General features: G+C 62.0%; 23 protein-coding genes and 1 pseudogene. 20 read left to right on the top strand and 4 right to left on the bottom strand.

The genetic code is table 11. The features are described 5' to 3' along the window. Window positions 1-10: 10 nt before the first annotated feature. From GFU70_RS06310 to GFU70_RS06275, 8 genes and pseudogenes are all read left to right on the top strand, one after another. Entirely contained in the window at window positions 11-973 is a 963-nt protein-coding gene (locus GFU70_RS06310) for a FecR family protein (protein ID WP_058543978.1), read from the top strand. Between the two features lie 119 nt (window positions 974-1092). Continuing rightward, window positions 1093-3687, top strand: coding sequence for a TonB-dependent receptor (locus GFU70_RS06305; protein WP_116643028.1), 2595 nt, complete (start codon window positions 1093-1095; stop codon window positions 3685-3687). 168 nt (window positions 3688-3855) lie between these two features. Beyond that, the gene (locus tag GFU70_RS06300) at window positions 3856-4446 is read left to right on the top strand and encodes a biliverdin-producing heme oxygenase (RefSeq protein WP_058543976.1); all 591 of its coding nucleotides are present in this window, start codon (window positions 3856-3858) and stop codon (window positions 4444-4446) included. A gap of 46 nt (window positions 4447-4492) precedes the next feature. After that, window positions 4493-4918: a YbaN family protein gene (locus GFU70_RS06295; protein WP_153387748.1), complete on the top strand. Its 426-nt coding sequence runs from the start codon at window positions 4493-4495 to the stop codon at window positions 4916-4918. 34 nt (window positions 4919-4952) lie between these two features. After that, window positions 4953-6299, top strand: a complete 1347-nt coding sequence (locus GFU70_RS06290) for a CoA transferase (protein ID WP_153387747.1) — start codon at window positions 4953-4955, stop codon at window positions 6297-6299. Then, a pseudogene (locus GFU70_RS06285) lies at window positions 6283-6795 on the top strand (carbamate kinase); the annotation flags it as partial. The gene GFU70_RS06290 and the pseudogene GFU70_RS06285, both read left to right, overlap by 17 nt. A gap of 65 nt (window positions 6796-6860) precedes the next feature. After that, window positions 6861-7220, top strand: coding sequence for a DUF5064 family protein (locus GFU70_RS06280; RefSeq protein ID WP_058543973.1), 360 nt, complete (start codon window positions 6861-6863; stop codon window positions 7218-7220). 130 nt (window positions 7221-7350) lie between these two features. After that, complete coding sequence (locus GFU70_RS06275) at window positions 7351-7527, top strand: hypothetical protein (protein ID WP_165826046.1); 177 nt, start codon at window positions 7351-7353, stop codon at window positions 7525-7527. 7 nt (window positions 7528-7534) lie between these two features. Here the strand turns inward: GFU70_RS06275 and GFU70_RS06270 are convergent, their stop codons facing one another. Beyond that, a complete protein-coding gene (locus GFU70_RS06270; RefSeq protein ID WP_003198494.1) occupies window positions 7535-8428 on the bottom strand; it encodes a helix-turn-helix domain-containing protein in 894 nt (297 codons plus the stop codon). Between the two features lie 175 nt (window positions 8429-8603). On the opposite strand from GFU70_RS06270, the gene pobA reads away from it, so the two are divergent. Continuing rightward, complete coding sequence (pobA, locus tag GFU70_RS06265) at window positions 8604-9794, top strand: 4-hydroxybenzoate 3-monooxygenase (protein WP_153387746.1); 1191 nt, start codon at window positions 8604-8606, stop codon at window positions 9792-9794. Window positions 9795-9846: 52 nt separating this feature from the next. After that, window positions 9847-11382 (top strand): MDR family MFS transporter, encoded by a 1536-nt coding sequence (locus GFU70_RS06260; RefSeq protein WP_153387745.1) that lies wholly within the window; start codon window positions 9847-9849, stop codon window positions 11380-11382. Window positions 11383-11566: 184 nt separating this feature from the next. Here the strand turns inward: GFU70_RS06260 and GFU70_RS06255 are convergent, their stop codons facing one another. Further along, on the bottom strand, window positions 11567-12916 hold the full coding sequence (locus tag GFU70_RS06255; protein WP_058544223.1) for a spinster family MFS transporter: 1350 nt from the start codon (window positions 12914-12916) through the stop codon (window positions 11567-11569). Between the two features lie 359 nt (window positions 12917-13275). Between GFU70_RS06255 and GFU70_RS06250 the strand changes: the two genes are divergently transcribed. Then, window positions 13276-15453 (top strand): hypothetical protein, encoded by a 2178-nt coding sequence (locus tag GFU70_RS06250; protein WP_058544224.1) that lies wholly within the window; start codon window positions 13276-13278, stop codon window positions 15451-15453. 297 nt (window positions 15454-15750) lie between these two features. Here GFU70_RS06250 and GFU70_RS06245 read toward each other — a convergent pair whose 3' ends face one another. Further along, complete coding sequence (locus tag GFU70_RS06245; protein ID WP_046065429.1) at window positions 15751-16056, bottom strand: DUF2288 domain-containing protein; 306 nt, start codon at window positions 16054-16056, stop codon at window positions 15751-15753. Window positions 16057-16396: 340 nt separating this feature from the next. Between GFU70_RS06245 and GFU70_RS06240 the strand changes: the two genes are divergently transcribed. The 9 genes from GFU70_RS06240 (at window position 16397) to GFU70_RS06200 (ending at window position 24140) form a co-directional block, all read left to right on the top strand. After that, window positions 16397-17524, top strand: coding sequence for a branched-chain amino acid ABC transporter substrate-binding protein (locus GFU70_RS06240; protein ID WP_153387744.1), 1128 nt, complete (start codon window positions 16397-16399; stop codon window positions 17522-17524). 230 nt (window positions 17525-17754) lie between these two features. Beyond that, window positions 17755-18678, top strand: a complete 924-nt coding sequence (livH, locus tag GFU70_RS06235) for a high-affinity branched-chain amino acid ABC transporter permease LivH (protein WP_058544226.1) — start codon at window positions 17755-17757, stop codon at window positions 18676-18678. Continuing rightward, complete coding sequence (locus GFU70_RS06230; RefSeq protein WP_058544227.1) at window positions 18675-19931, top strand: high-affinity branched-chain amino acid ABC transporter permease LivM; 1257 nt, start codon at window positions 18675-18677, stop codon at window positions 19929-19931. Before livH ends, GFU70_RS06230 begins: the two co-directional genes overlap by 4 nt. After that, on the top strand, window positions 19928-20695 hold the full coding sequence (livG, locus tag GFU70_RS06225; RefSeq protein WP_058544228.1) for a high-affinity branched-chain amino acid ABC transporter ATP-binding protein LivG: 768 nt from the start codon (window positions 19928-19930) through the stop codon (window positions 20693-20695). The genes GFU70_RS06230 and livG overlap by 4 nt, the downstream gene beginning before the upstream one ends. Continuing rightward, window positions 20696-21397 carry an ABC transporter ATP-binding protein gene (locus GFU70_RS06220; RefSeq protein WP_003198474.1) on the top strand — a complete coding sequence of 234 codons (702 nt, stop codon included), beginning with the start codon at window positions 20696-20698 and terminating at the stop codon, window positions 21395-21397. It begins immediately after the preceding gene. Between the two features lie 314 nt (window positions 21398-21711). Then, the gene (locus tag GFU70_RS06215; protein ID WP_058544229.1) at window positions 21712-22017 is read left to right on the top strand and encodes a DUF2282 domain-containing protein; all 306 of its coding nucleotides are present in this window, start codon (window positions 21712-21714) and stop codon (window positions 22015-22017) included. Between the two features lie 25 nt (window positions 22018-22042). Then, the gene (locus GFU70_RS06210) at window positions 22043-22912 is read left to right on the top strand and encodes a DUF692 domain-containing protein (RefSeq protein ID WP_058544230.1); all 870 of its coding nucleotides are present in this window, start codon (window positions 22043-22045) and stop codon (window positions 22910-22912) included. Beyond that, window positions 22909-23667 carry a DUF2063 domain-containing protein gene (locus GFU70_RS06205; protein ID WP_153387743.1) on the top strand — a complete coding sequence of 253 codons (759 nt, stop codon included), beginning with the start codon at window positions 22909-22911 and terminating at the stop codon, window positions 23665-23667. The genes GFU70_RS06210 and GFU70_RS06205 overlap by 4 nt, the downstream gene beginning before the upstream one ends. Then, on the top strand, window positions 23664-24140 hold the full coding sequence (locus tag GFU70_RS06200; protein ID WP_058544232.1) for a DoxX family protein: 477 nt from the start codon (window positions 23664-23666) through the stop codon (window positions 24138-24140). Before GFU70_RS06205 ends, GFU70_RS06200 begins: the two co-directional genes overlap by 4 nt. 37 nt (window positions 24141-24177) lie before the next feature. On the opposite strand, the gene GFU70_RS06195 is transcribed toward GFU70_RS06200, so the two are convergent. After that, window positions 24178-25092, bottom strand: coding sequence for a LysR family transcriptional regulator (locus tag GFU70_RS06195; protein WP_153387742.1), 915 nt, complete (start codon window positions 25090-25092; stop codon window positions 24178-24180). Between the last annotated feature and the right edge of the window lie 19 nt (window positions 25093-25111).

The raw sequence follows: 25111 nt of genomic DNA, 5'->3' as shown, positions 1-25111 counted from the left end.
GGAACCCACTGTGACGGACAATCACCGCTCTGCCGAGCCCACTGCGACGCCGGAAACCGCCCATGCGATGGAGCAAGCGCTGGACTGGCTGATCCTGCTGGACAACCCTAGCGAGGAACAGACACGGCAGTTCCACGCCTGGCTGGCGGCCGATCCACGCCACGGCGAGGCGTTCGCCCGGGCCCAGGCGATCTGGAACGGCCCGCAGGTGATGGAAAGCGCCCGCCGACTTGAAGCCACGCCCAAGGTCACCGCGCTGTCGCGCCTGCGTGCCCATTGGAAACCCCTGGCCACCGCCGCCGTGCTGTTGCTCGGCCTGTTCAACTTCAGCGACCTGCCCCTGCGCTTGCAGGCCGATCACCTGACCGTGGTCGGTGAGCGCCAGCGCCTGCAGTTGGAGGACGGCTCCAAGGTCCTGCTCAACACCGATTCGGCCTTCTCCAGCACGTTCAACGAACAGCGACATGTGGCCCGCCTGTACAAGGGCGAGGCGTTTTTCGAAATCCCGGGCAACCGCAACCTACCGCTGGAAATCGACGCCGGCCCGGTCACGGCCAGCGTCAGCGACACCACGTTCGCCGTGCGTTACCTCGACGGCGTGGCCCAGGTCCAGGTGCAGCGCGGTGACGTGGACCTGCGGGCCACTCGCAACGACACCCATGTGCGGCTGTCAGCCGGCGAAAGCATCCGCATCGGCCCCAACGGCTTCGACCGCCCGGCCCGGCTCGATGCCAACACGGACCTGGCCTGGGTCCAGGGTCGGCTGGTGTTCGAAAACCGCCCACTGAGCCAGGTACTGGCCGAGCTGCAACGCTACTACCCTGGCTGGATCATCAACGGTAACGAACAGTTGGCCAATGTTGCCGTGACCGGCAATTATCGCCTCGACCAACCGCTGGACGTGGTCCGTTCGCTGGCCCATATCACCTCGGCGCAGCTCCAGGAGTTCCCGGCGCTGGTGATCTTGAACTAAATGAGAATTATTTTTACTCGATAGGCTCTGCTGATTCGTCTCGTTATAGCCAATGCAATTGATTCGCATCCATCGATGTGAATCTGCACCTATAACAGATGCGACACGGAGCGCTATCGATGTCCTCTCGCCTTACTTGCCGGTTTCTTGCCCCCTCCTGCACGCTGTCACTGCTCACCGCCGCCCTCTTGATGGCCGGCACCGCGCCGCTCGCCCTGGCCGCCACCACCGTGCCCCCTCCTGCACGCAACATGGGCGACTACACCTTTGCCATTGCCCGACAGCCCCTGGTCTCGGCCCTGAATGCATTCACTGCGGTCACCGGCTGGCAAGTCGGGATGCCGGCGGAACTGGCCGCAGGCGTCGCATCGCCAGGGGTGAACGGCTCGCTGTCACCCGAAAAGGCCCTGGCGCGCCTGTTGGTGGGGACCAACCTGAGCTACCGCAAGCTGGGCGACAACAGCATCATCCTGGAAAAACGCAGTGCCGGCAGCGCGCTGGAGTTGCAACAGGTGACCATCAGCGCCACCCGCCAGGAACAGGACATCACCAGCGTGCCAAGCACGGTCACCGTCCACGACCGCCAGGAACTGGACCGCAACAACATCAATACCCTCAAGGACCTGGTGCGCTATGAGCCGGGCGTATCGGTGGGTGGCGCGGGCCAGCGCGGCGGTATCAGCGGCTACAACATCCGTGGCATCGACGGTAACCGGATCCTGACCCAGGTCGACGGCGTAGAGATCCCCGGCGGCTTCTTCAACGGCCCCTACGCCAAGACCCAGCGCAACTACGTCGACCCGGAAATCATCAAGCGCGTGGAAATCCTTCGCGGCCCGGCCTCGGTGCTGTACGGCAGCAATGCCATAGGCGGTGCCGTCAGCTACTTCACCCTCGATCCGGACGACATCATCAAGCCGGGCCAGGACGTTGGCGCCCGCCTGAAGACCGGCTACAGCTCCGCCGACGAGAGCTGGCTCAAGTCCGCCACGGTCGCCGGCCGCAGCGGGCCGTTCGACGGCCTGTTGCACTACAGCCAGCGCGACGGTCACGAAACCGAATCCTACGGCAGCCACAACGGCACCGGCCTGGACCGCACCTCCGCCAACCCCGCAGATGTGCGCGCCAACAACGTGCTGGCCAAGCTCGGCTGGAACTACAGCGATGACGGACGCCTTGGCCTGGTCTACGAAAAATACAAGGACGACCGCGACAGCGACCTGAAAAGCGCCTACGGCGGTCCCTACGCCAACGGCCAGCCGGCCATTCCCGCCTCTGTGCTGCCCGGCGGCATGTACCAGTGGCGCACTGGCAACGACACCATCACCCGCGAGCGTTTCGGCCTGGAGCACAGCTTCGCCCTGGACAGCCTGCTGGCCGATCACATGAAGTGGAGCCTGAATCACCAGGTCGCCAAGACCGACCAGAGCACCGCCGAATTCTACTTCCCCATCACCCGCCAGGTCCTGCGCACCCGGGAGACCCTCTACGAAGAGAAACAGTGGGTCTTCGACGCGCAACTGGACAAGGCCTTCAGCGTCGCCGACACCGATCACGCGCTGACGTACGGCACCACCCTCAAGCAGCAGAAAGTCACTGGCTCGCGCAGCGGCAATGGCGTGTGCCTGGCGGTTGGCGTCGGTTGCTCCGCCGTGGGCGCCATCAGCACCCGGGACGTGCTGGCAAAGGTCAGTGATTTCCCTGACCCGACCATCAACACCTACAGCCTGTTCGCCCAGGACCAGATCGGTTGGGACCGCTGGACCTTCACGCCGGGCCTGCGCTACGACTACACCCGGCTCAAACCGCATCTGACCGAGCAATTCCTCAACGCCGTGGACCCTACCGGCGGCGGTGCAGTCAACGACAAGAACAAGACCTGGCATCGCGTCTCGCCCAAGTTCGGCGTGACCTATGCCCTGAGCGATGAATACACCTGGTACGGCCAGTACGCCGAAGGCTTCCGCACCCCGACCGCCAAGGCCCTGTACGGTCGTTTCGACAACCCCGATGCCGGCTACAGCGTGGAACCCAACCCCGACCTGGAACCGGAAAAAAGCAAGAGCTACGAGACTGGCCTGCGTGGCCGTTTCGATTCCGGCTCGTTCGACGTGGCGGTGTTCTACAACAAGTACCGCGACTTCATCAACGAGGATGCCATCACCCCTGGCGCCGATCAGTTGACCTTCCAGAGCAACAACATCAAGCACGCCACCATCAAGGGCGCCGAGGCCAGGGGACGCCTGGAGCTGGAGGTGTTTGGCGCGCCAAAGGGCCTCTACACCCAAGGCTCGGTGGCCTACCTCTATGGTCGCAACAACGACACGGGCGAGCCGCTCAACAGCATCAATCCGCTGACCGGCGTATTCGGCCTGGGCTACGACCAGGACCGCTACGGCACTTTGCTCAGTTGGACCTTGGTCAAGAAAAAGGACCGCGTCGACGACAGCAACTTCAACTCGCCCGATGGCGTGAACAGCCAGTTCAAGACGCCGGGCTTCGGCATCCTCGACCTGAGCGGTTTCTACAAGGTGACCGACGACGTCACCGTCAGTGGCGGCCTCTACAACCTCACCGACAAGAAGTACTGGCTGTGGGACGACGTGCGCGGCTACGACAGCGTCGGCGAAGCGGCGGTGCTGAACCCTGCCAACCTCGATCGCCTGACGGCGCCAGGGCGTAACTTCGGGGTGAACCTGATCTGGGATATCTGACTCGGTTGCCCTGGCAAAACAAATACCCGTGGCGAGGAGAGTCATGTGGGAGCAAGGCTTGCCCGCGATGAAGGCGATGCGGTCTTTCAGAGATCGAGGCGCCTGTTTCGCGAGCAAGCTTTGCTCCCACAGCCCCTCGCCACAATGCTTACATTCGAAGGAATTCATATGACCACACAACGCCCCGCTTCACGCTCCCAACGCCTGAACCAGATCACCCACGAGCCCCATAGCAAGCTCGACGCGCTGGTCAAGGCCCACGCCCCGTTCGAAACCCCGGCCAGCTTTGCCCGTTTCGTCGTCGCCCAGTATCTGTTCCAGTCGGAACTGGTGGCGCTGTACAACGACGCCGAACTGTCCAACCTGATCCCCGACCTGCCGGCCCGGTGCCGGGCAGAAGCGGCCAAGGCGGACCTGGCCGACCTGGACACCGAAGTACCCGCGCCAGTGGCCGGTGCGGTGAAAAACCCGACCCAGGCTGAGGCCTTGGGCTGGCTGTTCGTCTCCGAGGGCTCCAAGCTCGGCGCCGCGTTCTTGATCAAGCGTGCCGTGGGCTTGGGACTGAGCGAAACCTTCGGCGCCCGGCACCTGGCAGAACCTGCCGGCGGGCGCGCCGAAGGCTGGAAAACCTTCACCCGCACCCTCGACGGCCTGGCCTTCACCGAACAACAGGAAGCCGAGGCAGACCAAGGCGCACTGGACGCCTTCAACCGCTTTACGGTGCTGCTGGAACAGGCCTATGCGGCCGAGTTGGCCTGAAAATCACCGCCATCCCACAGGGATGGTGCATGACTGAAAAACGCTGATGAACCGCCCCTCAAAACTCACCCAACTGCTCTTCGCCCTGCTCGCCTACACCAGCCTGGGCATCGGCCTGGTCGCCATCGTCGTGCCCGGCCTGCCGACCACTGAGTTCATCCTGCTGGCCGCCTGGGCCGCGACCCGCAGTTCGCCGCGCCTGAGCGCCTGGTTGGAGAACCATCGACTGTTCGGCCCGATGCTGCACAACTGGCGCAACGGCAAAGTTATCCGGCGCCGGGCCAAGGTCGGTGCCACCGCCAGCATGCTGCTCTGCGCAGGCTTGATGCTGGTGCTGCTCGACCACAGCTGGCCGGTTTACCTGGCGCTCGCGGGCATGGGCCTGGGCAACCTGTGGATCTGGTCGCGCCCGGAACAGGTGCAAGGTGCTTGCTCCCGCTGGAACGCGCAGCGGCCCCCAACGGATTTTTGATCTATGATCGCCTTCTCGTACTGGAGGGCTTTCGATGTCAGATCTGCTCACGTCCATGCAAACCGCGCTCGGCTTGCCCACGACCCCGATCACCTTCACCGGCGACGGTGCCCTGCCCTCGGCCTTCGCCGTCACGGAGTTGGCCAGCGCCAGCATCGCCGTGGCCGGCCAGGCGATCGCCGAACTCATCCAGCAACAAACCGGTCGCCTGCCGCCTGTCGAGGTCGACCGACGCCTGGCGTCGTTCTGGTTCTCCACCTCCCTGCGCCCTATCGGCTGGAGCGTGCCGCCGATGTGGGACCCGGTGGCCGGCGACTACGCCAGCGCCGACGGCTGGATTCGCCTGCACACCAACGCACCGCATCATCGCCTGGCAGCGGAAAAAGTCCTCGGCACCTGCACCGACCGCTCCGACATGGCGGCCAGGGTGGCCCGATGGAACAAGGCCGAGCTGGAGCAGGCCGTGGTCGACGCAGGCGGTTGCGCCGCCGAGATGCGCTCGTGGCAAGCGTGGCAGGCCCACCCCCAAGGCCTGGCGGTGAATGCCGAGCCGCTGGTGCACCTGAGTCAAACGACTGCAGAGCAGCGCAAACCCTGGCTCGGCTCCGTGACCCAGCCATTGGCGGGCCTCAAGGTGCTGGACCTGACCCGCGTACTGGCCGGCCCGGTCGCCAGCCGCTTTCTCGCCGGCCTGGGGGCCGACGTGCTGCGTATCGACCCACCCACCTGGAACGAACCCGGCGTGGTGCCGGAAGTCACCCTGGGCAAACGCTGCGCCCGCCTCGACCTGCATCGGGCCGAAGATCGCGCCGCGTTCGAGGCGCTGCTCCAGGACACCGACATCCTCCTGCACGGCTACCGTGCCGACGCCCTGGAACACCTGGGCTACGGCGCCGAGCAGCGCCGGCAGATGGCCCCGGGCCTGATCGACGTCAGCCTCAATGCCTACGGCTGGAGCGGCCCGTGGCAGAACCGGCGCGGCTTCGACAGCCTGGTGCAGATGAGCAGCGGCATTGCCGAAGCCGGCATGGGCTGCAAACGCACCGACAAACCGACACCGCTGCCGGTGCAAGCGCTGGATCACGGCACCGGCTACCTGCTGGCGGCCAGCGCCCTGGTGTTGTTGTCCCGACGCCTGGCAAGCGGTCACGGCGGCTCGGCACGCTTGTCACTGGCACGTACGGCGAAGCTATTGATCGAACGTGGCGCCGGGGACCCGAGCCCATTGCGAGCCGAGGCTGAGGATGATCAGGGACTGGTGGTCGAACAGACGCCGTGGGGACCGGCCCATCGCCTGCATGTACCCTTGAAAATCACCGGGACGCCGCTGCAATGGACCTTGCCGGCGGCGGAACTGGGCGCGCATCGGGCACGGTGGTGACGGCCGTCCATTGTGGTTCCGCCGCGTGGTCGCAAGCCCCAGGCCCAAGCGCATCTTTGAAATCCGCCCGATCAAATGGCTGCTGGAAAAAGGCAGCATCGTGATCTGTGCCGGCGGTGGCGGCATCCCGACGATGTACGACGCCAACGGCAAGCTGCAAGGCGTGGAAGCGGTGATCGACAAGGACCTGTGCTCGGCGTTGCTGGCCGAACAGCTGGAAAGCGACCTGCTGGTGATCGCCACCGACGTCAACGCCACGTTCATCGACTTCGGCAAGCCGACCCAGAAAGCCGTCGCCCAGGCCCACCCCGACGAAATGGAAAAGCTCGGCTTCGTCGCCGGTTCCATGGGGCCGAAGGTCCAGGCGGCCTGCGAGTTCGCGCGCAACACTGGCAAGGTCGCGGTGATCGGTTCACTCTCGGACATCGAGGCCATCGTCCAGGGCATCGCCGGCACCCGCATCAGCACGGCGACACCTGGCATCGCTTATCGATAACAGGAAACTTGCGGGGCGGATCCAGGGTCTGCCCTACTCCCCATGCCGTCAAAGGAGAGTTGCTTATGGCCAAATTCGAACCCGGGCACCTGCACATGGAGCGCCACGCGCTGAACAAGGAAGATTTCAGCTACAACCTGTGCATCGACTACAAGGTCGACCAGGACGGCAAGGAAGGCACGGGCATGTCGTTCCGGGTGCATGGCACCGTCGAAGAAAAGCCCCTGGACGAGACGTTCTTCCTGGCCAAGGACCAGGCCTTCGACTTCGCCCGCCATGCCACGCGCATCGCCCAGAAATATGGCTTGCCCAAGACCGCCAGCATCGGCTCGATGCACAAGTACTACGATGAAATGTTCGAAGACGTGCGCAAGCAACTGGACGTCAAGCCGGGGGACCCGATGAAGCCGGAACACCTGGCATAACCCCCCGAAAGCCCCACCCCCTGTTTGTGGGAGCAGACCTGTGGGAGCAAGGTCTGCCTGGCTGGCAACTCGCTACAGCTGACCTATTCTGAAAGGAGTACCCCCGGGTATTCGTTCAGAGGTCACCGCCATGAACATCAAAACAAGAAGACGCCTCGCCATTTTCGTCACCTGCACCGCCACGCTTGCGTTGTATGGCACTGCGGCCTATCGGGTCGAGCAGGCCAGGCAACTGCCCCGTGAATACGCCAGTTGCAACTTCGAACGGTGCATCCCCCACAGCGCAACCCTGAACGCCCTGCGCTGAGGCGTGGTCAGTCGTCCTGCTGATCGGTCTTGAGCCGGTCCCGGAACGCCTTGGGTGAAATGCCGACACGCCGGCGGAACAGCCGGGTGAAGTTGGTCGGGTCGGAAAACCCGAGCATTTCGGAAATCTCGTAGATGGTCATGCCGGTGTAGGTCAGCAGGCGCTTGGCTTCCAGCAACTGGCGCTCATGCATGATCTGCAACGCCGGTTGCCCGGCCAGTTCCCGACAGGTGCCGTTGAGGTGCGACACGGAAATGCCCAGGCGGTGGGCCAGGTCCTCGACCTTGACGTGCTCGCGATAGGTTTCTTCCACCAACTGAATGAAGCCGTTGAGGTATTCCCGGGCCCGTTGCGGGCGCTGGGCCTGGGTATGGCGCTGCATCACCTGGCGGCTGACCCAGACCATGATCACGCTGACCAGCGCATGCATCAGCATTTCCCGGGCTGGTTGATGCCCCACGTACTCATTCTGCAAGGCGCTGAACAGGCTATTGAGGTACTCGGCATTCTCAAGGGCGGGGTAGCTTTCGGCCTGGGCCAGGACGTTGACCGAATGCCCCAGTTGCGCTTGCAGGTGCGTAACCAGCGGCGCCGCCAGAGTCACCACGTAACCTTCCACATCCTCGGAAAAACGAAAGCCATGGACCGACAGCGGCGGCAGGATCTGCACGGCCGGCTCGGTGAGTAGCGTGCGTCGGCCTTCGATTTCCAATTCCGCCTGGCCCTTGAACACAAACAGCAACTGGCACAGATCGGCATGCCGGTGGGGTTTGATTTCCCACTGATGCTCGCGGCTGCGCTTGGAAATGGTCTCGCAGTGCAACAGGTCCGGTGTTGGCCATTCCTGGCTCTCGCCGTAGAGCTTGAACACCGGAATCGAAGGCAGGTCGGGTTTTTTCATAACGTGGATCCGGGCCAGGGGTTGCGGGCGATAATCGCACCAATTGGCAAAAAGAACAGGTATCGGCTCAGTTTTCCCCTTCAACTGACAGGTCCGCAAGCGAAAAATGTAGGCACTCGATTTCTAATAATCAACACCGACCCTGGTCGCGTGCTTCGTGCGAGTCATAAGAACAATGAAAACCCTCAAGACCCAAGTCGCCATTATCGGTGCAGGCCCCTCTGGCCTGCTGCTCGGCCAGTTGCTGCACAACGCCGGGATCGACACTGTCATCCTCGAACGCCAGACCCCGGAATACGTCCTGAGCCGCATCCGCGCCGGAGTGCTGGAGCAAGGCATGGTCGAACTGCTGCGCCAGGCCGGGGTTGGCCAGCGCATGGACGCCGAAGGCCTGCCCCATGACGGCTTTGAGCTGGTGCTCAATGATCGGCGGGTGCACATCGACCTCAAGGGCCTGACCGGTGGTAAAAACGTCATGGTCTACGGCCAGACCGAAGTGACCCGGGACCTGATGGCCGCCCGCCAAGCCGCCGGCGCCCGGACGCTGTACCTGGCCAGCAATGCCCAACCCCACGACATGCAAACCGAGCAGCCCTTCGTGACCTTCGAGCACCAGGGGGAAACCTGGCGCCTGGACTGCGACTACATTGCCGGTTGCGACGGTTTCCATGGCGTGGCGCGACAGTCCATTCCTGCGGAAAAACTCAAGGTCTTCGAACGGGTCTACCCGTTTGGCTGGCTCGGCGTGCTCGCCGACACCCCGCCGGTTCACGAAGAACTGGTCTACGCTCGCCACGCGCGCGGTTTTGCCTTGTGCAGCATGCGCTCCAAGACCCGCACCCGTTATTACCTGCAAGTGCCCGCCGAGGAACAAGTCGCCGACTGGCCGGACGAGCGTTTCTGGGATGAACTGAAAAACCGCCTGCCCGCCGACCTGGCCGAAGCCCTGGTGACCGGCCCGTCCATCGAGAAAAGCATCGCCCCGCTGCGCAGCTTCGTGGTCGAGCCGATGCAGTATGGGCGGATGTTCCTGGTGGGCGATGCGGCCCATATCGTCCCGCCCACTGGCGCCAAGGGTCTTAACCTGGCGGCCAGCGATGTCAGCACGCTGTTCAACATCCTGCTCAAGGTCTATCGCGACGGCCGTGTGGATTTGCTGGAAAAGTATTCGGCCATCTGCCTGCGGCGCGTCTGGAAAGCCGAGCGCTTCTCCTGGTGGATGACCTCGATGCTGCACCGCTTCGACGACGATGCCTTCAACCAGCGCATCAGCGAAGCCGAGCTGGAATATTTCGTCGACTCCGAGGCCGGTCGCAAGACCATCGCGGAAAATTACGTCGGACTTCCTTACGAGGCTATCGAATAGCGGCCTATCGACTTAAACTGCGGGCTTCGTCTCATTTTGCCTCTCCGGCGTAATGCCCGCAGGTTCTGTCGTGACTCAGTTCAACACGCTCCAAGCCCCAAAACCGGCCATCCGCAGCGTGCTGGTGGCCCTGATGCTGGCGATTTTCCTGGGTGCGCTGGACCAGACCATCGTCGCCGTCTCGATGCCGGCCATCTCCGCACAATTTGCCGACGTCAGCCTGCTGGCCTGGGTGATTTCCGGCTACATGGTCGCCATGACCGTAGCGGTGCCGATCTACGGCAAGCTCGGTGACCTCTACGGTCGCCGGCCGCTGATGCTGTTCGGCATGGGCCTGTTCACCCTGGCCTCGCTGTTTTGTGGCCTGGCACAAAACATGGAGCAACTGGTGCTGGCGCGGATTCTCCAGGGCATCGGCGCCGGCGGGATGATTTCGGTGAGCCAGGCGATCATCGGCGACATCATCGCGCCCCGTGAACGCGGTCGCTACCAGGGTTATTTCAGCAGCATGTACGCGGTGGCCAGCGTGGCCGGGCCGGTGCTCGGCGGCTACATGACCGAGTACCTGTCATGGCGCTGGGTGTTCTGGATCAACCTGCCGCTGGGCCTGGCGGCCTGGTGGGTGGCCCGACGCAGCCTGGTCGGGCTGCCGGTGCCGCAACGCACGCCGATCATCGATTACCTGGGCACCGTGTTGCTGATCATCGGCCTGACGACGCTGCTGCTGGGGGTCACCCAGGTCGGCCAGGGCCATGCCTGGCACAGCCGTGAAGTGCTGGGATTGCTGGGTTGCGCAGGAGCAGCGCTGGGGATGTTCGCCTGGCACGAGCGCCGGGCGCGGGAGCCATTGCTACCGATGCACCTGTTCGCCAACCGCGACGCGGTGCTGTGTTGGTGCACGGTGTTCTTCACCAGCTTCCAGGCGATTTCCCTGACGGTGCTGGTACCGTTGCGCTTCCAGAGCGTGACCGGCGCGGGCGCCGATAGCGCGGCGTTGCACTTGTTGCCGCTGGCGATGGGGTTGCCGATCGGCGCGTATTTCGCCGGGCGCCGGACTTCAGTCACGGGGCGCTACAAGCCGATGATCCTGAGCGGTGCCCTGCTCTTCCCGTTCGCCATCCTCGGCATGGCCTTCACTCCACCCGCCGCGTTCTGGCTCAGCAGCCTGTTCATGCTGCTCAGCGGCATCGCCTCCGGCATGCAGTTCCCCACCTCGCTTGTGGGATCGCAAAACTCCGTACACCAACAGGACATCGGCGTCGCCACCAGCACCACCAACCTGTTCCGCTCCCTCGGCGGCGCGGTGGGCGTGGCACTGATGTCAGCGTTGCTGCTGGCCTTGCTGCAGGATTCAAGTTTCGCCCGACTCGCCAGCTCATCGCTGATCGGTGAAGGGCACTCCGGCAGCGTCTTGCTGGACGGCCTGAACGCCGCCCCGGGCGAGACGCAGAATGCCTTGCGCCAGGAATTGCAGGCGACATTCCGGCATTTGCTGTTGATCAGCGCGGCGGTGTCGCTGCTGGGGTTGGCCGCGGCGCTGGCGATGCCCAATCGCTTGCTGCGTGGGCGGGATGAGAAGGCTCGGTAGATCTTATGCCTAGCCCTTGTGGCGAGGGGATTTATCCCCGCTGGGCTGCGCAGCAGCCCCTCATAAAAGCACTCCATTTAATCTGACACACCGTGGCGTCAGCTTTAGGGCTGCTGCGCAGCCCAGCGGGGATAAATCCCCTCGCCACAAAAGCTCGCTCGTCACGGACTTGAATATGGCGTTGTCAGGCCGTCGCCACGACACCTTCGGGCACCACCACGGCGCTCATCCCATCCTTCATCCGCTTGGCGTCGCGCACGAAGCAACGTGACGCCAGGAACAGGAACACCATGGTCAGGAACAACGCGACCGGGATCAGGTACATGGCGTCGTGCAAGCCGATGGCCTTGAACGCTTCGCTCATTTGCTCGACACCCGCGGCCGCCATGGCCGTGCGGGCGAAGTAGTCGGACAAGCCGCCCACCACCACCGGCCCCAGGCCACCGCCGAGCAAGTACAGGCCGGCGAAGAACAGCGCCATCGCCGTGGCCCGCAAGCGCGGCTCGACCACGTCCTGGATCGCCGTGTACACGCAGGTATAAAAGGTATAGGCGAACAACCAGCCGACACTGAACACCGCGACGAACACGCCGATTTCAATCCGCCCGGCATGCAATGCCCAGGCGGTGGTGAGCGTCGAGATCACCAGGCTGAACGCGGCGAACAGCAAGCGGCCACTGGGCACGCGCTGATGAATCTTGTCGGCGATCCAGCCGCCGAGGGTCAAGCCGAACAACCCGGTCACGCCCACCATGATCCCGGTGGCAACCGCCGCCTCGTGCAACGGCATCAGGAAGTAGCGTTGCAGCATCGGCACCAGGAAGGAGTTGCAAGCATAGGTCGCGAAGTTGAAGCACAACCCGGCCAGCACCAGCCACAGGAAGGTAGGAATCGCCAACACCCGACGAATCGGCCGGTCGACCTTTTCCTGGGAAACCTGCACGGTTTCCGCCGCCCCGCGCTTGGGCTCCTTGATGAAGAACATGAACAACGCCAGCACCAAGCCTGGCACCGCCGCGATAAAGAATGGCGCGCGCCAGCTGTCGAAGGCCTTGACCATCGCCCCGATGGTGAAGAACGCCAGCAACAGGCCGATCGGCAGGCCTAGCATGAAGATACCCATCGCCCGCGCCCGGCGATGAGCCGGGAACAGATCGCCGATCAGCGAGTTGGCTGCCGGCGCGTAGCTGGCTTCGCCTATCCCGATGCCCATGCGCACCACCAGGAACGCCCAGAAACTGCCCACCAGGCCGTTGACCGCCGTCAGCGCGCTCCAGGTCGCCAGGCCCCAGCCCATCAACTTGCTGCGCGAACCGGTATCGGCCATGCGTCCCAATGGCAAGCCGGCAATGGCGTAGACGATGGTGAAGGCGGTGCCGATGATGCCGATCTGGAAGTCGCTGAGGCTCCACTCCATACGGATCGGCTCGATGATGATCGCCGGGATGGTGCGGTCGAAGAAGTTGAACAGATTGGCCAGGAACAACAGGAACAGAATGCGCCAGGCATTCGCCGCTTGGGTCGAGTTCTGCATGGGTCCGTCTCTTTTATTGTTATGGGCCAACGATCCGTGGCCTGGATATGCAATCTAGACAGCGGCACGGGCGCTGTCTCCAATCATTCGCAAGGCTGATACCCGACCATGGCGAGCAGCGCGTTTCTTGATAACGGTCAACTCCCTGTAACAATTGCCATCATTTCGCCCATTCGTGATTAAAGATCGTCTCCCGGTGGCCGATTCAACCTATCAGGAAAGAATCTCTCGAGCGGCGCCCAGGCTGTAGCCCTGGACGCTCGGGCCGACCTTCGCGCCATCCCAGGACGCGAGCTCCCATCCGCGATGGTTCGATGACAGCGCTCGTCGAACCAACCAGTTCAGGCATATGGCGCACAATGACTTCCAAAAAAACAGCCACTGCGGTATCCGATCTGACCCTGAGCCCGGCCGCCAATGGCCCTGAAGCCTCGAAACCATCGAGCAGCTCGCGTCCCCTTTCGACTCAGCAGTATCTGTATTTCACCGAAACCAACACCGACCGGATCCTCGACAACCTCGATGGCCTGCGCGACGCGGTGTTCCCGCGACCGCCCCATCTGGTGGAAGACGAGAGCGACCGCGCCCAGCAGGAATTCCCGTCGGTGTGCCTGATCGGCCTCGGGCGCTGCGGCTCCAACATCGCCCTGGACGTGGCAGAGCTGGTGTACAACGCCCGCAAGTTCTACCTCAACGAATTCAACGCCGAAGACAAGGCCTACAGCGACAAGGGCTACAGCCCCGCGCAGTGGATCCGCAACAACCTGCGCCTGGGCACCAGCAAGGCCAGCAAACCGGTGTTCCTGGTGGAACCGCTGGTGATGCTGGGTGACTTGGACAAGGACATCGCCGGGCGCATCCGTTTCTCGCGCAAGGGCGAGAAAAGCGGCTTTTTGCGCGACTACAGCAAGATGAAAATCATGGACCTCTCGGAAGTCCATGCCGGGGGCGCCGGTAACGCGCCGATCCTGGGCCAGTACCTGGCCAAGATCATCCTGAACAAGGACACCCAGCGCTTCTCCAGCCCCGACTGGAAAATGATCCACTCGTACCTGATCGACAGCTGCGGCATCAAGGCCAACCAGTCGCGCCTGTACTTCTCGATCTTCAGCGCCGGCGGTGGTACTGGTTCGGGCATGGCCTCGGAATTCGGCCTGGCCCAGCAATACTCGTACATGAACAAGACGTTCGACACCAAGCCGATGGACGAACACGACAGCAAGAGCGGTCATTCCTTCGTCTTCGAGCCGATTTTCACCAGCGGTATCTGCGTGCTGCCGAACATTTCCGACCACCGCAGCGAAATGTCCGAGGCGTTGCACATCAACGCCGGACGCCTGTTGTGCAAGTACCTGTCGGAAGAATGGGATTTCTCGTACAACTTCGCCAACGAAGACAGCAGCGAAGCCAGCGTGATGGGCCGTATCCGCCCCTGGAACGCGATGATGCTGATCTCCAACGACATCATGCGCTACGCCGAAGAAAGCGATGACGGCAACATCCAGAACATCGATGTCAATGCCATGGAGAAGCACGCCAACCAGTACATCTCCCAACAGATCTTCAACATCCTGACGGCCCAGGCGGTCACCACCGACTACGACCAGAACTACTTCCGCCGTGCCGGCATCGACATTGGCGAAACCATTCGCCTGGACGCCAACGACCTGTTCATGAGCCTGGCCGGCCCGGTGGCGATTGCCTACGCCGAGTCCGTCGTCCCGGAAACCCCGGCACCCAGCGGCGACAAGTTCAAGGTGTTCGAGAAAGAACCGCCGCGCCTGAACATCGATGACCTGTTCTTCCGCTCCATCGACCTGCCGCACTTCAACAAAGTCACCCAGGCCATCGAAGGCATCAGCCTGCTGCCGATCGAATCCAAGCGCTACCGAGCGTCGCTTGAGCAGTACAAGAACTCCGGCTACGACGCCGCGGCCCTGCATGACCTGCACTTCTTCAAGAACTGCTCGTCGGTGGTGTCCATCGTCTCCTTGCCCAAGGACTACAAGCTGTCCTACATGGACCTGAACCGGCTCAAGACCCACCTCAACAGCCTGTTCCCCAACACCACCCTCAAGCGGTACGCGTTGGTGATCGGCGCGTCGGCCAACCTGTCGCTGACCACCCTGATCGCCAAGAGCCCGTGCCTGTCGGACGACTTCCTGACCCTGATCGTGGCCTTCATCAAACGCTGCTTCGCCCGCACCCCGTACCGCTTCGACGACACCCTGGACAACTCGATCCTGGACTTCATCATCAATGAAGACTTCGACGAAGCACGCATCGACGACCTGCTTAACGAATTCGAAAACCCGGCGAAGATCCTCGACACCAACTGGTACGCGATCAAGCCGATGTACGAGAAGAAGTACCGCGAGCTGATCAACGACAAGGACAAGTTCGTCTCGATCAACGACATCCGCCTGTCCCGCGACTGCGTGAAAAAATCCATCAAGTACCTGCGCGAGATCTACCGTCATCGCATTGGCAAGACCAAGGTTATTTCGCTGAATAACCATACGGGCAAGACTTATTGATGCAGGCGCAACACCGCGTCGCCCCTTTCGCGAGCAAGCCCGCGCCCACAGTGGACCGCATTCGTTCTGAAGAAACGCGGTTCCATGTGGGAGCGGGCTTGCTCGCGAAGGCGGCCTGAATACACCACCGAGACAACATCCAGAAACAATTGAGCAGCCCAAAGGCTGCCCAATAAACTGTTCCCGTTACGTATACGTCACCCTTTCATGTGGCGTTTCGCCACGGCAGGACGCCATCACGCTACTCACCTACACACTTTCTTGCTCACCCAAACACGAACCAACTTGGTGCACCGATCAGTTCGACGCCCTTTCCTGGATCATAATCCAGGGCGAAACCACCACTGCCCAAAGCTGCGGATCGCGTTCCAGAAAATCCAGCGCCCGCGTTTCAGACAGCTTGGCGAGCTGCTCGGCGGCCAGCCAGGCGGCGACTTTGGTACCTTCGTCCTGGGCGACGGCCTCGGCGGCGGCGATCAAATCCAGTGCCGGATCGACCCACAATAGGGCACCCTTGGCAAAGAACGGCTCCAGCTCTTTCCAGGTGATGGATGCGGTTTCACCAAGCAGCTTGGCATAGAGGGTGCTAGGTTCTTGATTCATGGGACCTGTCCGGAAAAGAAATCGGCGCGAATGATAACGTCGGTGGTCTGGCAGAAAAACCCGGTAGCAAATTGCAGTACCGATTGAAAAGCGCAGGAAAGCCAAGGATTGCCGACATGACCGGACAACCACCGCCGCCATTCTGTCTTTTTCTTTCAATTAAGCGACACCCTCAGGTTTTGCCCCCAAGCGCCAGCTTCCCTTGCCAACAATCGGCGCTCTACACTGTACCGGTACAGTTGCCGGGGGCATTTTCCGCGAGGGTATCCAAGATATCTGACCCGGTTCTGCTGCTACGGCGCCAGGACTATAAAAACTACAACAGCATGAGTGGAGCACTATGACTAAGGCTACTAAGCAGATTTCCAAACTGTTTGCCGCTATGGTTCTGGCCGGGGTTGCCAGCCATTCGTTTGCCGCCGACACCATCAAGATCGGCATCGCCGGCCCAAAAACCGGCCCTGTAGCCCAATACGGCGACATGCAGTTCAGTGGTGCGAAAATGGCCATTGAACAAATCAACGCCAAGGGCGGCGTCGATGGCAAGAAACTCGAAGCCGTTGAATACGATGATGCCTGTGATCCAAAACAAGCGGTCGCGGTCGCGAACAAGGTCGTCAATGACGGCGTCAAGTTCGTGATCGGCCACCTGTGCTCCAGCTCCACCCAGCCGGCTTCGGACATCTACGAAGACGAAGGCGTGATCATGATCACCCCGGCGGCTACCAGCCCGGACATCACCACTCGCGGCTACAAGATGATCTTCCGCACCATCGGCCTGGACAGCGCCCAGGGCCCGGCGGCCGGCAACTACATCGCCGACTACGTCAAGCCGAAAATCGTTGCGGTCCTGCACGACAAGCAGCAGTACGGTGAAGGCATCGCCAGCGCCGTGAAAACGACCCTCGAGAAGAAAGGCGTGAAAGTGGCCGTCTTCGAAGGCGTGAACGCTGGCGACAAAGACTTCTCCTCGATGATCGCCAAGCTCAAGCAAGCCAACGTCGACTTCGTCTACTACGGCGGCTACCACCCGGAGCTGGGCCTGATCCTGCGTCAATCCCAGGAAAAAGGCCTGAAGGCCAAGTTCATGGGTCCGGAAGGCGTGGGTAACGACTCCATCTCGCAAATCGCCAAGGAAGCTTCCGAAGGCCTGCTGGTGACCCTGCCGAAATCCTTCGACCAGGACCCTGCCAACATCGCCCTGGCCGATGCCTTCAAGGCCAAGAAAGAAGACCCGAGCGGTCCGTTCGTGTTCCCGTCCTACTCCGCTGTCCAGGTGATTGCCGGTGGTATCGAAGCCGCCAAGAGCGAAGACACGACCAAAGTGGCTGAAGCCATCCACAAAGGCACCTTCAAGACCCCAACCGGCGACCTGAGCTTCGACGAAAAAGGCGACCTGAAGGACTTCAAGTTCGTGGTCTACGAGTGGCATTTCGGCAAACCTAAAACCGAAGCTTCGCCTCAGTAAGGCCTGGCCTGACTGACTGCCAATAAAGCCCACGGCGTGCCGTGGGCTTTGTTTTAAATGTATTGGGCCGCGCTGGCGTGATCCGCCAGCCTCCCCACCTGAAAATCTCAAAACCGTCATCAGCGGTTCGCTGGCAAACCTCGTGTTCGAAGTGGATGCAGATCCACGGGACCCGGGCGGGAAAATGACTCCACCAGTGAAATGCGTATCAGGTTTTTAGGAGCGCTGTAATGCCTGACATCTATCACTTCTTCCAGCAGCTGGTTAACGGCCTGACCGTTGGCAGCACGTATGCCCTGATCGCCATCGGCTATACGATGGTTTACGGCATCATTGGAATGATCAACTTCGCCCACGGCGAGGTGTACATGATCGGCTCCTACGTGGCGTTCATCGCCATCGCCGGGCTGAGCATGATGGGACTCGACAGTGTCCCGCTGTTGATGACCGCGGCTTTCATCGCGAGCATCGTCGTCACCAGCTCCTATGGCTACAGCATCGAACGGATCGCCTACCGCCCCCTGCGCGGCAGCAACCGTCTGATCCCGCTGATTTCCGCCATCGGCATGTCGATCTTCCTGCAGAACACGGTACTGCTCTCGCAAGACTCCAAGGACAAATCCATTCCCAACCTGATCCCCGGCAATATTGCCTTCGGGCCAGGTGGGGCACATGAAGTGCTGATTTCCTACATGCAAATCGTGGTGTTCGTGGTGACCCTGGTCGCCATGCTCGGCCTGACGCTGTTCATCTCCCGTTCCCGCCTCGGCCGCGCCTGCCGCGCCTGCGCCGAGGACATCAAGATGGCCAACCTGCTGGGCATCAACACCAACAACATCATCGCCCTGACCTTCGTCATCGGTGCGGCCCTGGCGGCCGTCGCTGCGGTGCTGTTGAGCATGCAATACGGTGTGATCAACCCCAACGCCGGCTTCCTCGTCGGGCTGAAAGCCTTCACCGCCGCGGTCCTGGGCGGCATCGGCAGCATTCCCGGCGCAATGCTCGGCGGGTTGGTGCTGGGCGTGGCGGAAGCCTTTGGCGCCGACATCTTCGGCGACCAGTACAAGGACGTCGTGGCATTCGGCTTGTTGGTTCTGGTTCTGTTATTCCGGCCGACCGGCATCCTGGGCCGTCCGGAGGTTGAGAAAGTATGACTAGGCATCTCAAATCGGCGCTTTTCAGCGCCCTGCTGGTCTGGGCCGTGGCCTACCCGGTACTGGGTCTTAAACTGACCATCGTCGGCATCAACCTGGAAGTGCACGGCACCAGCCCGGCCATCCTGGCGACCATCGCCGTGTGTTCCGTACTGATGTTTTTGCGGGTGTTGTTCAGCACGCAGATCAGCGCCGCGTGGAAGTCCTCGCCCGGCCTGCCGGTGATCCCGGCCAAGGCCAGCAACTTCCTGACCCTGCCGACCACCCAGCGCTGGATCGTGCTGTCCCTGATCGTCGTGGCGCTGGTCTGGCCGTTCTTCGGTTCGCGCGGTGCGGTGGACATCGCCACGCTGATCCTGATCTACGTGATGCTCGGCCTGGGCCTGAACATCGTGGTAGGCCTGGCCGGTCTGTTGGACCTGGGCTACGTCGGCTTTTATGCCGTCGGGGCCTACAGCTACGCGCTGCTGTCGCATTACTACGGCCTGAGCTTCTGGATCTGCCTGCCGATCGCCGGGATGATGGCCGCCACCTTCGGTTTCCTGCTGGGCTTCCCGGTCCTGCGCTTGCGCGGCGACTACCTGGCCATCGTGACCCTGGGTTTTGGCGAGATCATCCGTCTGTTCCTGCGCAACCTGACCGACATCACCGGCGGTCCGAACGGCATCAGCAACATCGAGAAACCGACGTTCTTCGGCCTGACCTTCGAACGTAAAGCCGCCGAAGGCCTGCAGACCTTCCATGAGTACTTCGGTCTGCAGTACAGCTCGATCAACAAGGTGATCTTCCTTTACCTGGTTGCCCTGTTGCTGGCCCTGGCTGCGCTGTTCGTCATCAACCGCCTGCTGCGCATGCCGATCGGCCGCGCCTGGGAGGCATTGCGTGAAGACGAAATCGCCTGCCGCGCCCTGGGTCTCAACCCGACGATCATCAAGCTGTCGGCCTTCACCCTCGGTGCTGCGTTCGCCGGTTTCGCCGGCAGTTTCTTCGCCGCACGCCAAGGCCTGGTGACGCCGGAATCCTTCACCTTCATCGAGTCGGCGATCATCCTCGCCATCGTCGTGCTGGGCGGGATGGGCTCGCAGTTGGGTGTGATCCTGGCAGCGATCGTGATGATCCTGCTGCCGGAAATGATGCGTGAATTCAGCGAATACCGCATGTTGATGTTCGGCGCCTTGATGGTGCTGATGATGATCTGGCGTCCTCAAGGTCTGCTGCCTATGCAACGCCCCCACATGGAGCTGCGCAAATGAGCCGCGAGATCCTCAAGGTTGAAAATTTAAGCATGCGCTTCGGCGGCTTGCTGGCGGTCAACGGCGTGGCCCTGACCGTAAAAGAAAAACAGGTGGTTGCCCTGATTGGGCCCAACGGCGCGGGCAAGACCACCGTGTTCAACTGCCTGACCGGCTTCTACCAGCCCACCGGCGGCACCATCCTGCTGGACGGCGAGCCGATCCAGGGCCTGCCCGGCCACCAGATCGCCCGCAAGGGTGTGGTGCGTACCTTCCAGAACGTGCGGCTGTTCAAGGACATGACGGCGGTCGAGAACCTGTTGATCGCCCAGCATCGTCACCTGAACACCAACTTCTTTGCCGGCCTGTTCAAGACCCCGGCGTTCCGCAAAAGCGAACGCGAGGCCATGGAGTACGCCGAGTACTGGCTGGACAAGGTCAACCTCAAGGAGTTCGCCAACCGTACCGCCGGGACCCTGGCCTACGGTCAGCAACGACGCCTGGAAATCGCCCGCTGCATGATGACCCGTCCGCGGATCCTCATGCTCGACGAGCCGGCCGCCGGCCTGAACCCGAAGGAAACCGAAGACCTCAAAGCGCTGATCGGCGTGCTGCGCGAGGAGCACGATGTCACCGTGCTGCTGATCGAGCACGACATGAAGCTGGTCATGAGCATTTCCGACCATATCGTCGTGATCAACCAGGGCACGCCGCTGGCCGACGGTTCGCCGGAACAGATCCGCGACAATCCTGAAGTGATCAAAGCCTACCTGGGGGAAGCGTAAATGCTGCAATTCGAAAACGTTTCCACCTTCTACGGCAAGATCCAGGCCTTGCACAGCGTCAACGTCGAAGTCCGCCAGGGCGAAATCGTGACGCTGATCGGTGCCAACGGCGCCGGCAAATCCACCCTGCTGATGACGCTCTGCGGTTCGCCCCAGGCCCACAGCGGCAGCATCCGCTACATGGGTGAGGAACTGGTGGGCCAGGACTCGTCACGGATCATGCGCAAGAGCATCGCGGTGGTGCCGGAAGGTCGTCGGGTATTTGCCCGGCTGACCGTGGAAGAGAACCTCGCCATGGGCGGGTTCTTCACCGACAAGGGCGACTATCAGGAACAAATGGACAAGGTCCTGCACCTTTTCCCACGCCTGAAAGAACGCTTTACCCAGCGCGGCGGCACCATGTCCGGCGGTGAACAGCAAATGCTCGCCATCGGCCGTGCGCTGATGAGCAAGCCCAAGCTGCTGCTGCTCGACGAGCCCTCCCTGGGCCTGGCACCGATCATCATCCAGCAGATCTTCGACATCATCGAACAACTGCGCAAGGATGGCGTGACGGTGTTCCTGGTGGAACAGAACGCCAACCAGGCGCTGAAAATCGCCGACCGGGCTTACGTGTTGGAGAACGGTCGCGTGGTGATGCAAGGCACCGGTGAAGCCCTGCTGACCGACCCGAAAGTGCGCGAGGCGTACCTGGGCGGTTGAGTCTGCTGCAATAAAAAAACGGCCTTCGGGCCGTTTTTTTTTGCCCAATGTAGGAGCTGTCGAGCAAAGCGAGGCTGCGATCTTGTCCCGGACAATTGAGTCTAAAGCAAAAAATCAAGATCAAAAGATCGTCCGAACGCGGCCCGAGCCTTCGCCAGCGCCTACAGGTCTCAGCGCGAGCTTGCTCCCTCATCACGGGTTTGGGGATAACCGAAAAAAATCTGCAGACGCTGTAACGCTTTCCCACCTCCCCTCTCTAGTTCAGCAGACCGGCGCTAACGCCGGTTCATTTCCCTAATGACTGGAGAATCACCATGACTGCTTCGACCCGCACCCTGTCCGCCACCGCCCTGGTCCTGGCCCTGGGTTCTGCCCTGAGCATGACAGCCGTCTCGACCGTCCACGCAGCCGACGACACCATGGAAAAATGCTTCGGCGTTGCCCTCAAAGGCAAGAACGACTGCGCCGCCGGCGCCGGCACCACCTGCGCCGGTACGGCCAAAATGGACTATCAGGGCAACGCCTGGAAATCGGTCCCAAAAGGCACTTGCACCACCATGGAAAGCAAAACCTCCCCGACTGGTTTCGGCCAGCTCGAAGCGTTCAAAGCCAAGTCCTGATCGCATCTGCCTGAGGCCCGTCACCATGTTGAACACCCCATCCCTCGCCACTGATAGCCGGCTGCCGCCAAGGGCAGGGTTGGGGCTCAAGAGCGAGCATTTTCGTGAGGTGCTCCAGACCCGACCGGACCTGGGCTTTTTCGAAGTGCACGCGGAAAACTACATGGTGGCCGGCGGGCCGCTTCATCACTTCCTGGGGCGGGTACGCGAACAGTACCCGCTGTCGCTGCACGGCGTCGGCCTGTCGATCGGTGGGGAGGGGCCGCTGGATGTCGTGCATTTGCAGCGCCTGGCCGCATTGATCGAACGCTATCAGCCCCAGTCCTTTTCCGAACACCTGGCCTGGTCCAGCCACGGCCCGGTGTTTCTCAATGACCTGCTCCCCCTGGCCTACGACGAAGCGACCCTCGACCGTGTCTGCGAACACGTCGACCAGGTGCAGTCCAGCCTCAAACGTACGCTGTTGCTGGAAAACCCGGCCACCTACCTGGCGTTCGAAGCCTCGACACTCGACGAGCCATACTTCATTAGCGAAGTCATTCGTCGCACTGGCTGCGGCCTGCTGCTGGATGTAAACAACGTCTACGTTTCATGCGTCAACCACTGCCGCGATCCACTGGCCTACCTCGATGCCCTGCCCCTGCAAGCGACCGGTGAAATTCACCTGGCCGGCTTTGCCGAAGACACCGACAGCCTTGGCGAGCGTCTGTTGATAGACGACCACGGTGCGCCAATCGACAACGCAGTCTGGCAACTGTACCTCAGGGTTCTGGCGCAGACCGGGCCGGTAGCCACCTTGATCGAGCGCGACAACCACATCCCGCCATGGGAGGTGCTGCTGGCCGAAGCGCGCCAGGCCGATCAACTTTTAAATGCCGTGGGAGCCCGGTCATGAGCGGCCAGCGCGTATTCGCCGCCGCCCTGCTCGACCCGCGCAAGGCGTGCCCCCCCGGCCTGGTCAGCGCCAACGGCGCCGACCCGCAGAGCCGCTTCGCGGTTTACCGCAACAACGTGCTCAGCTCATTGATCAACGTCCTGGCCGACAATTACCCGGTGGTGGCGCAACTGGTGGGCGAGGAATTTTTCCGAGGCATGGCTGGGGTCTACATCCAGTCTGCACCGCCGCGAAACCCGGTGATGAGCGACTATGGGGATGATTTTGCCGGGTTCGTCGAACGCTTCGAACCCGCCGCCTGCGTACCGTACCTGGCGGATGTCGCCCGGCTGGAGCGACTGCACGTGCAAGCCTGGCATGCCGCCGACGCCGAGCCCATGGCCGCAGAACGGATCGTCGAAGCGCTGTCGTCCCCCACACAGACAAGGCACCTGAAGATCGGCCTGCACCCGTCACTGCGGCTGCTGCAATCGCCCTTCGCCGTGGTGACGATCTGGGCCGCCCATCAGCACGAGACACCCGTGCCGTTCGAGGCATTTGCTGCACAGAACGCCTTGGTGCTGCGCAACGGCCTCGACGTGCAGGTGTTCGCGATCAATCACGCAGCCCATGGGTTCATCACCGCCCTGCAACAGGGGCTGACCCTGACCGCCGCCATTGAAGCCTCGATCGACCTCGACCTGGAACAGACCCTGGCGGGGCTCATCCGCCACCAGGCTATCACTCACCTCCTAGCTGAACAGGTATCCCAATGACCACCCTGATTGCCGGCTCCATTCAATGGCTGGAGAAAATTCCCCACAGCCTGATCGCCTTCATCGCACGATTCTCGATTGCCGCAGTGTTCTGGAAATCCGGCCAGACCAAAATCGAAGGCCTGGCCATCGACCTGTTCGACGGCACCTTCCAGATCGGCCTGCCGCGGCTGGCGGACTCGACCATTCCCCTGTTCAAAAGTGAATACGCCCTGCCGTTGCTCTCGCCAGAACTGGCTGCGCACCTGGCAGCTACCGCCGAACATGTGTTCCCGGTCCTGATCCTGCTTGGTCTGGCGACACGCTTTTCAGCGCTGGCCTTGCTGGGGATGACCTTGACCATTCAACTGTTCGTCTACCCGGACGCCTACCCGACCCATGGCACTTGGGCGGCGGTATTGCTCTACCTGATGGCCCGTGGGCCGGGGGTGTTGTCGATCGATCACCTGATTGCCAAGCGCTACGCCCGCTGACAGAACCCAGGACGCCTGTGGGAGCCAGTGGCTGGGGTTATCGTTGCAGCCGATCCAGGGCCTCGCCACTGCGCTTGAACCAATCAATCAAATAGTCAGCCAGCACCTGGGTGCGCTTGGGCAATCCACCCTGGTACGGGTGCACCAGGTACATCGGCATGCGCCGGGTCAGGTAGTCGCGCAGCAGCCAGCGCAAGCGTCCGTCGGCCAATTCTTCATGCAGCAGGTACGACGGCAGCCGGGCGATTCCGGCGCCGGCCAGGGCAGCTTTTTTCAGCAGGCTGTAGTGATTACTGGCGAACGGCCCCGACACTCGCACTCGTAGAAGTTCGTGTCGCTGGTGGTAAAGCCATTCTTCCCGACCGCTGTAGTGGCTGTTGAGCAGACAACGGTGCTCGGCCAGGGCCAGGGGCGTCTCGGGTTCGCCGTATTGATCGAGGTAGGCCGGGCTGGCGCAGGTCATTTCGTGCCACGCCAACAACGGCCGGGCCACCAGCCGCTCATCGATGGCGGCGTCGGAACGGATCGCCAGGTCGAAACCATCGCGGGTCAGGTCACGGTAACCGTTGTTGAGCTCCAGTTCGATCTGCACGTTGGGATACGTGCCAGCGAACTCCATCAGCAAGCCTTCGAAGAACGTTTCGCCCAACGAAACCGGAACCGTCATACGTACCGGTCCGCAAATGTCGTCCTTCAACCTGGCCAATGCCTGACGCGCCCTTTGCACCTGAACCAGCAACGCCTGGGCCTGGGGCAGCAACGCCGCCCCTGCCGCCGTGAGGCTCAGGCGCCGCGTGGTGCGTTGCAGCAACACCACCGAAAACCGCCTCTCCAACAGACTGATGCGCTTGGACAACTGACCCTTGCTGCACCCCAACTGCTGGGCCGCCAGAGTGAAGCTGCCGGCCTCCATCAACACGGCAAACGCTGCCAGGTCATCCATTTCACTCATTGGATTGTTTCCAATTGAA

The organism is Pseudomonas brassicacearum (genome assembly GCF_009601685.2).
In the GTDB taxonomy this organism is placed as follows: domain Bacteria; phylum Pseudomonadota; class Gammaproteobacteria; order Pseudomonadales; family Pseudomonadaceae; genus Aquipseudomonas; species Aquipseudomonas kilonensis_B.
Note: the sequence above shows the minus strand (reverse complement) of the source record. Positions and strands in the feature narration are given on the sequence as shown.

Bases quoted from the DNA above. Each gene is read 5' to 3' on its own strand.
- GFU70_RS06270 (WP_003198494.1), bottom strand. From the start codon at position 8,428: ATGAAAAAACCCGACCTGCCTTCGATTCCGGTGTTCAAGCTCTACGGC.
- GFU70_RS06215 (WP_058544229.1), top strand. From the start codon at position 21,712: ATGACTGCTTCGACCCGCACCCTGTCCGCCACCGCCCTGGTCCTGGCC.
- GFU70_RS06240 (WP_153387744.1), top strand. From the start codon at position 16,397: ATGACTAAGGCTACTAAGCAGATTTCCAAACTGTTTGCCGCTATGGTT.
- GFU70_RS06230 (WP_058544227.1), top strand. From the start codon at position 18,675: ATGACTAGGCATCTCAAATCGGCGCTTTTCAGCGCCCTGCTGGTCTGG.
- GFU70_RS06260 (WP_153387745.1), top strand. From the start codon at position 9,847: ATGCCCGCAGGTTCTGTCGTGACTCAGTTCAACACGCTCCAAGCCCCA.
- GFU70_RS06210 (WP_058544230.1), top strand. From the start codon at position 22,043: ATGTTGAACACCCCATCCCTCGCCACTGATAGCCGGCTGCCGCCAAGG.
- GFU70_RS06255 (WP_058544223.1), bottom strand. From the start codon at position 12,916: ATGCAGAACTCGACCCAAGCGGCGAATGCCTGGCGCATTCTGTTCCTG.
- GFU70_RS06200 (WP_058544232.1), top strand. From the start codon at position 23,664: ATGACCACCCTGATTGCCGGCTCCATTCAATGGCTGGAGAAAATTCCC.
- GFU70_RS06245 (WP_046065429.1), bottom strand. From the start codon at position 16,056: ATGAATCAAGAACCTAGCACCCTCTATGCCAAGCTGCTTGGTGAAACC.
- GFU70_RS06290 (WP_153387747.1), top strand. From the start codon at position 4,953: ATGTCAGATCTGCTCACGTCCATGCAAACCGCGCTCGGCTTGCCCACG.
- GFU70_RS06275 (WP_165826046.1), top strand. From the start codon at position 7,351: ATGAACATCAAAACAAGAAGACGCCTCGCCATTTTCGTCACCTGCACC.
- GFU70_RS06280 (WP_058543973.1), top strand. From the start codon at position 6,861: ATGGCCAAATTCGAACCCGGGCACCTGCACATGGAGCGCCACGCGCTG.
- pobA (WP_153387746.1), top strand. From the start codon at position 8,604: ATGAAAACCCTCAAGACCCAAGTCGCCATTATCGGTGCAGGCCCCTCT.
- livG (WP_058544228.1), top strand. From the start codon at position 19,928: ATGAGCCGCGAGATCCTCAAGGTTGAAAATTTAAGCATGCGCTTCGGC.
- GFU70_RS06220 (WP_003198474.1), top strand. From the start codon at position 20,696: ATGCTGCAATTCGAAAACGTTTCCACCTTCTACGGCAAGATCCAGGCC.
- GFU70_RS06205 (WP_153387743.1), top strand. From the start codon at position 22,909: ATGAGCGGCCAGCGCGTATTCGCCGCCGCCCTGCTCGACCCGCGCAAG.
- GFU70_RS06305 (WP_116643028.1), top strand. From the start codon at position 1,093: ATGTCCTCTCGCCTTACTTGCCGGTTTCTTGCCCCCTCCTGCACGCTG.
- GFU70_RS06300 (WP_058543976.1), top strand. From the start codon at position 3,856: ATGACCACACAACGCCCCGCTTCACGCTCCCAACGCCTGAACCAGATC.
- GFU70_RS06195 (WP_153387742.1), bottom strand. From the start codon at position 25,092: ATGAGTGAAATGGATGACCTGGCAGCGTTTGCCGTGTTGATGGAGGCC.
- GFU70_RS06295 (WP_153387748.1), top strand. From the start codon at position 4,493: ATGAACCGCCCCTCAAAACTCACCCAACTGCTCTTCGCCCTGCTCGCC.
- livH (WP_058544226.1), top strand. From the start codon at position 17,755: ATGCCTGACATCTATCACTTCTTCCAGCAGCTGGTTAACGGCCTGACC.
- GFU70_RS06250 (WP_058544224.1), top strand. From the start codon at position 13,276: ATGACTTCCAAAAAAACAGCCACTGCGGTATCCGATCTGACCCTGAGC.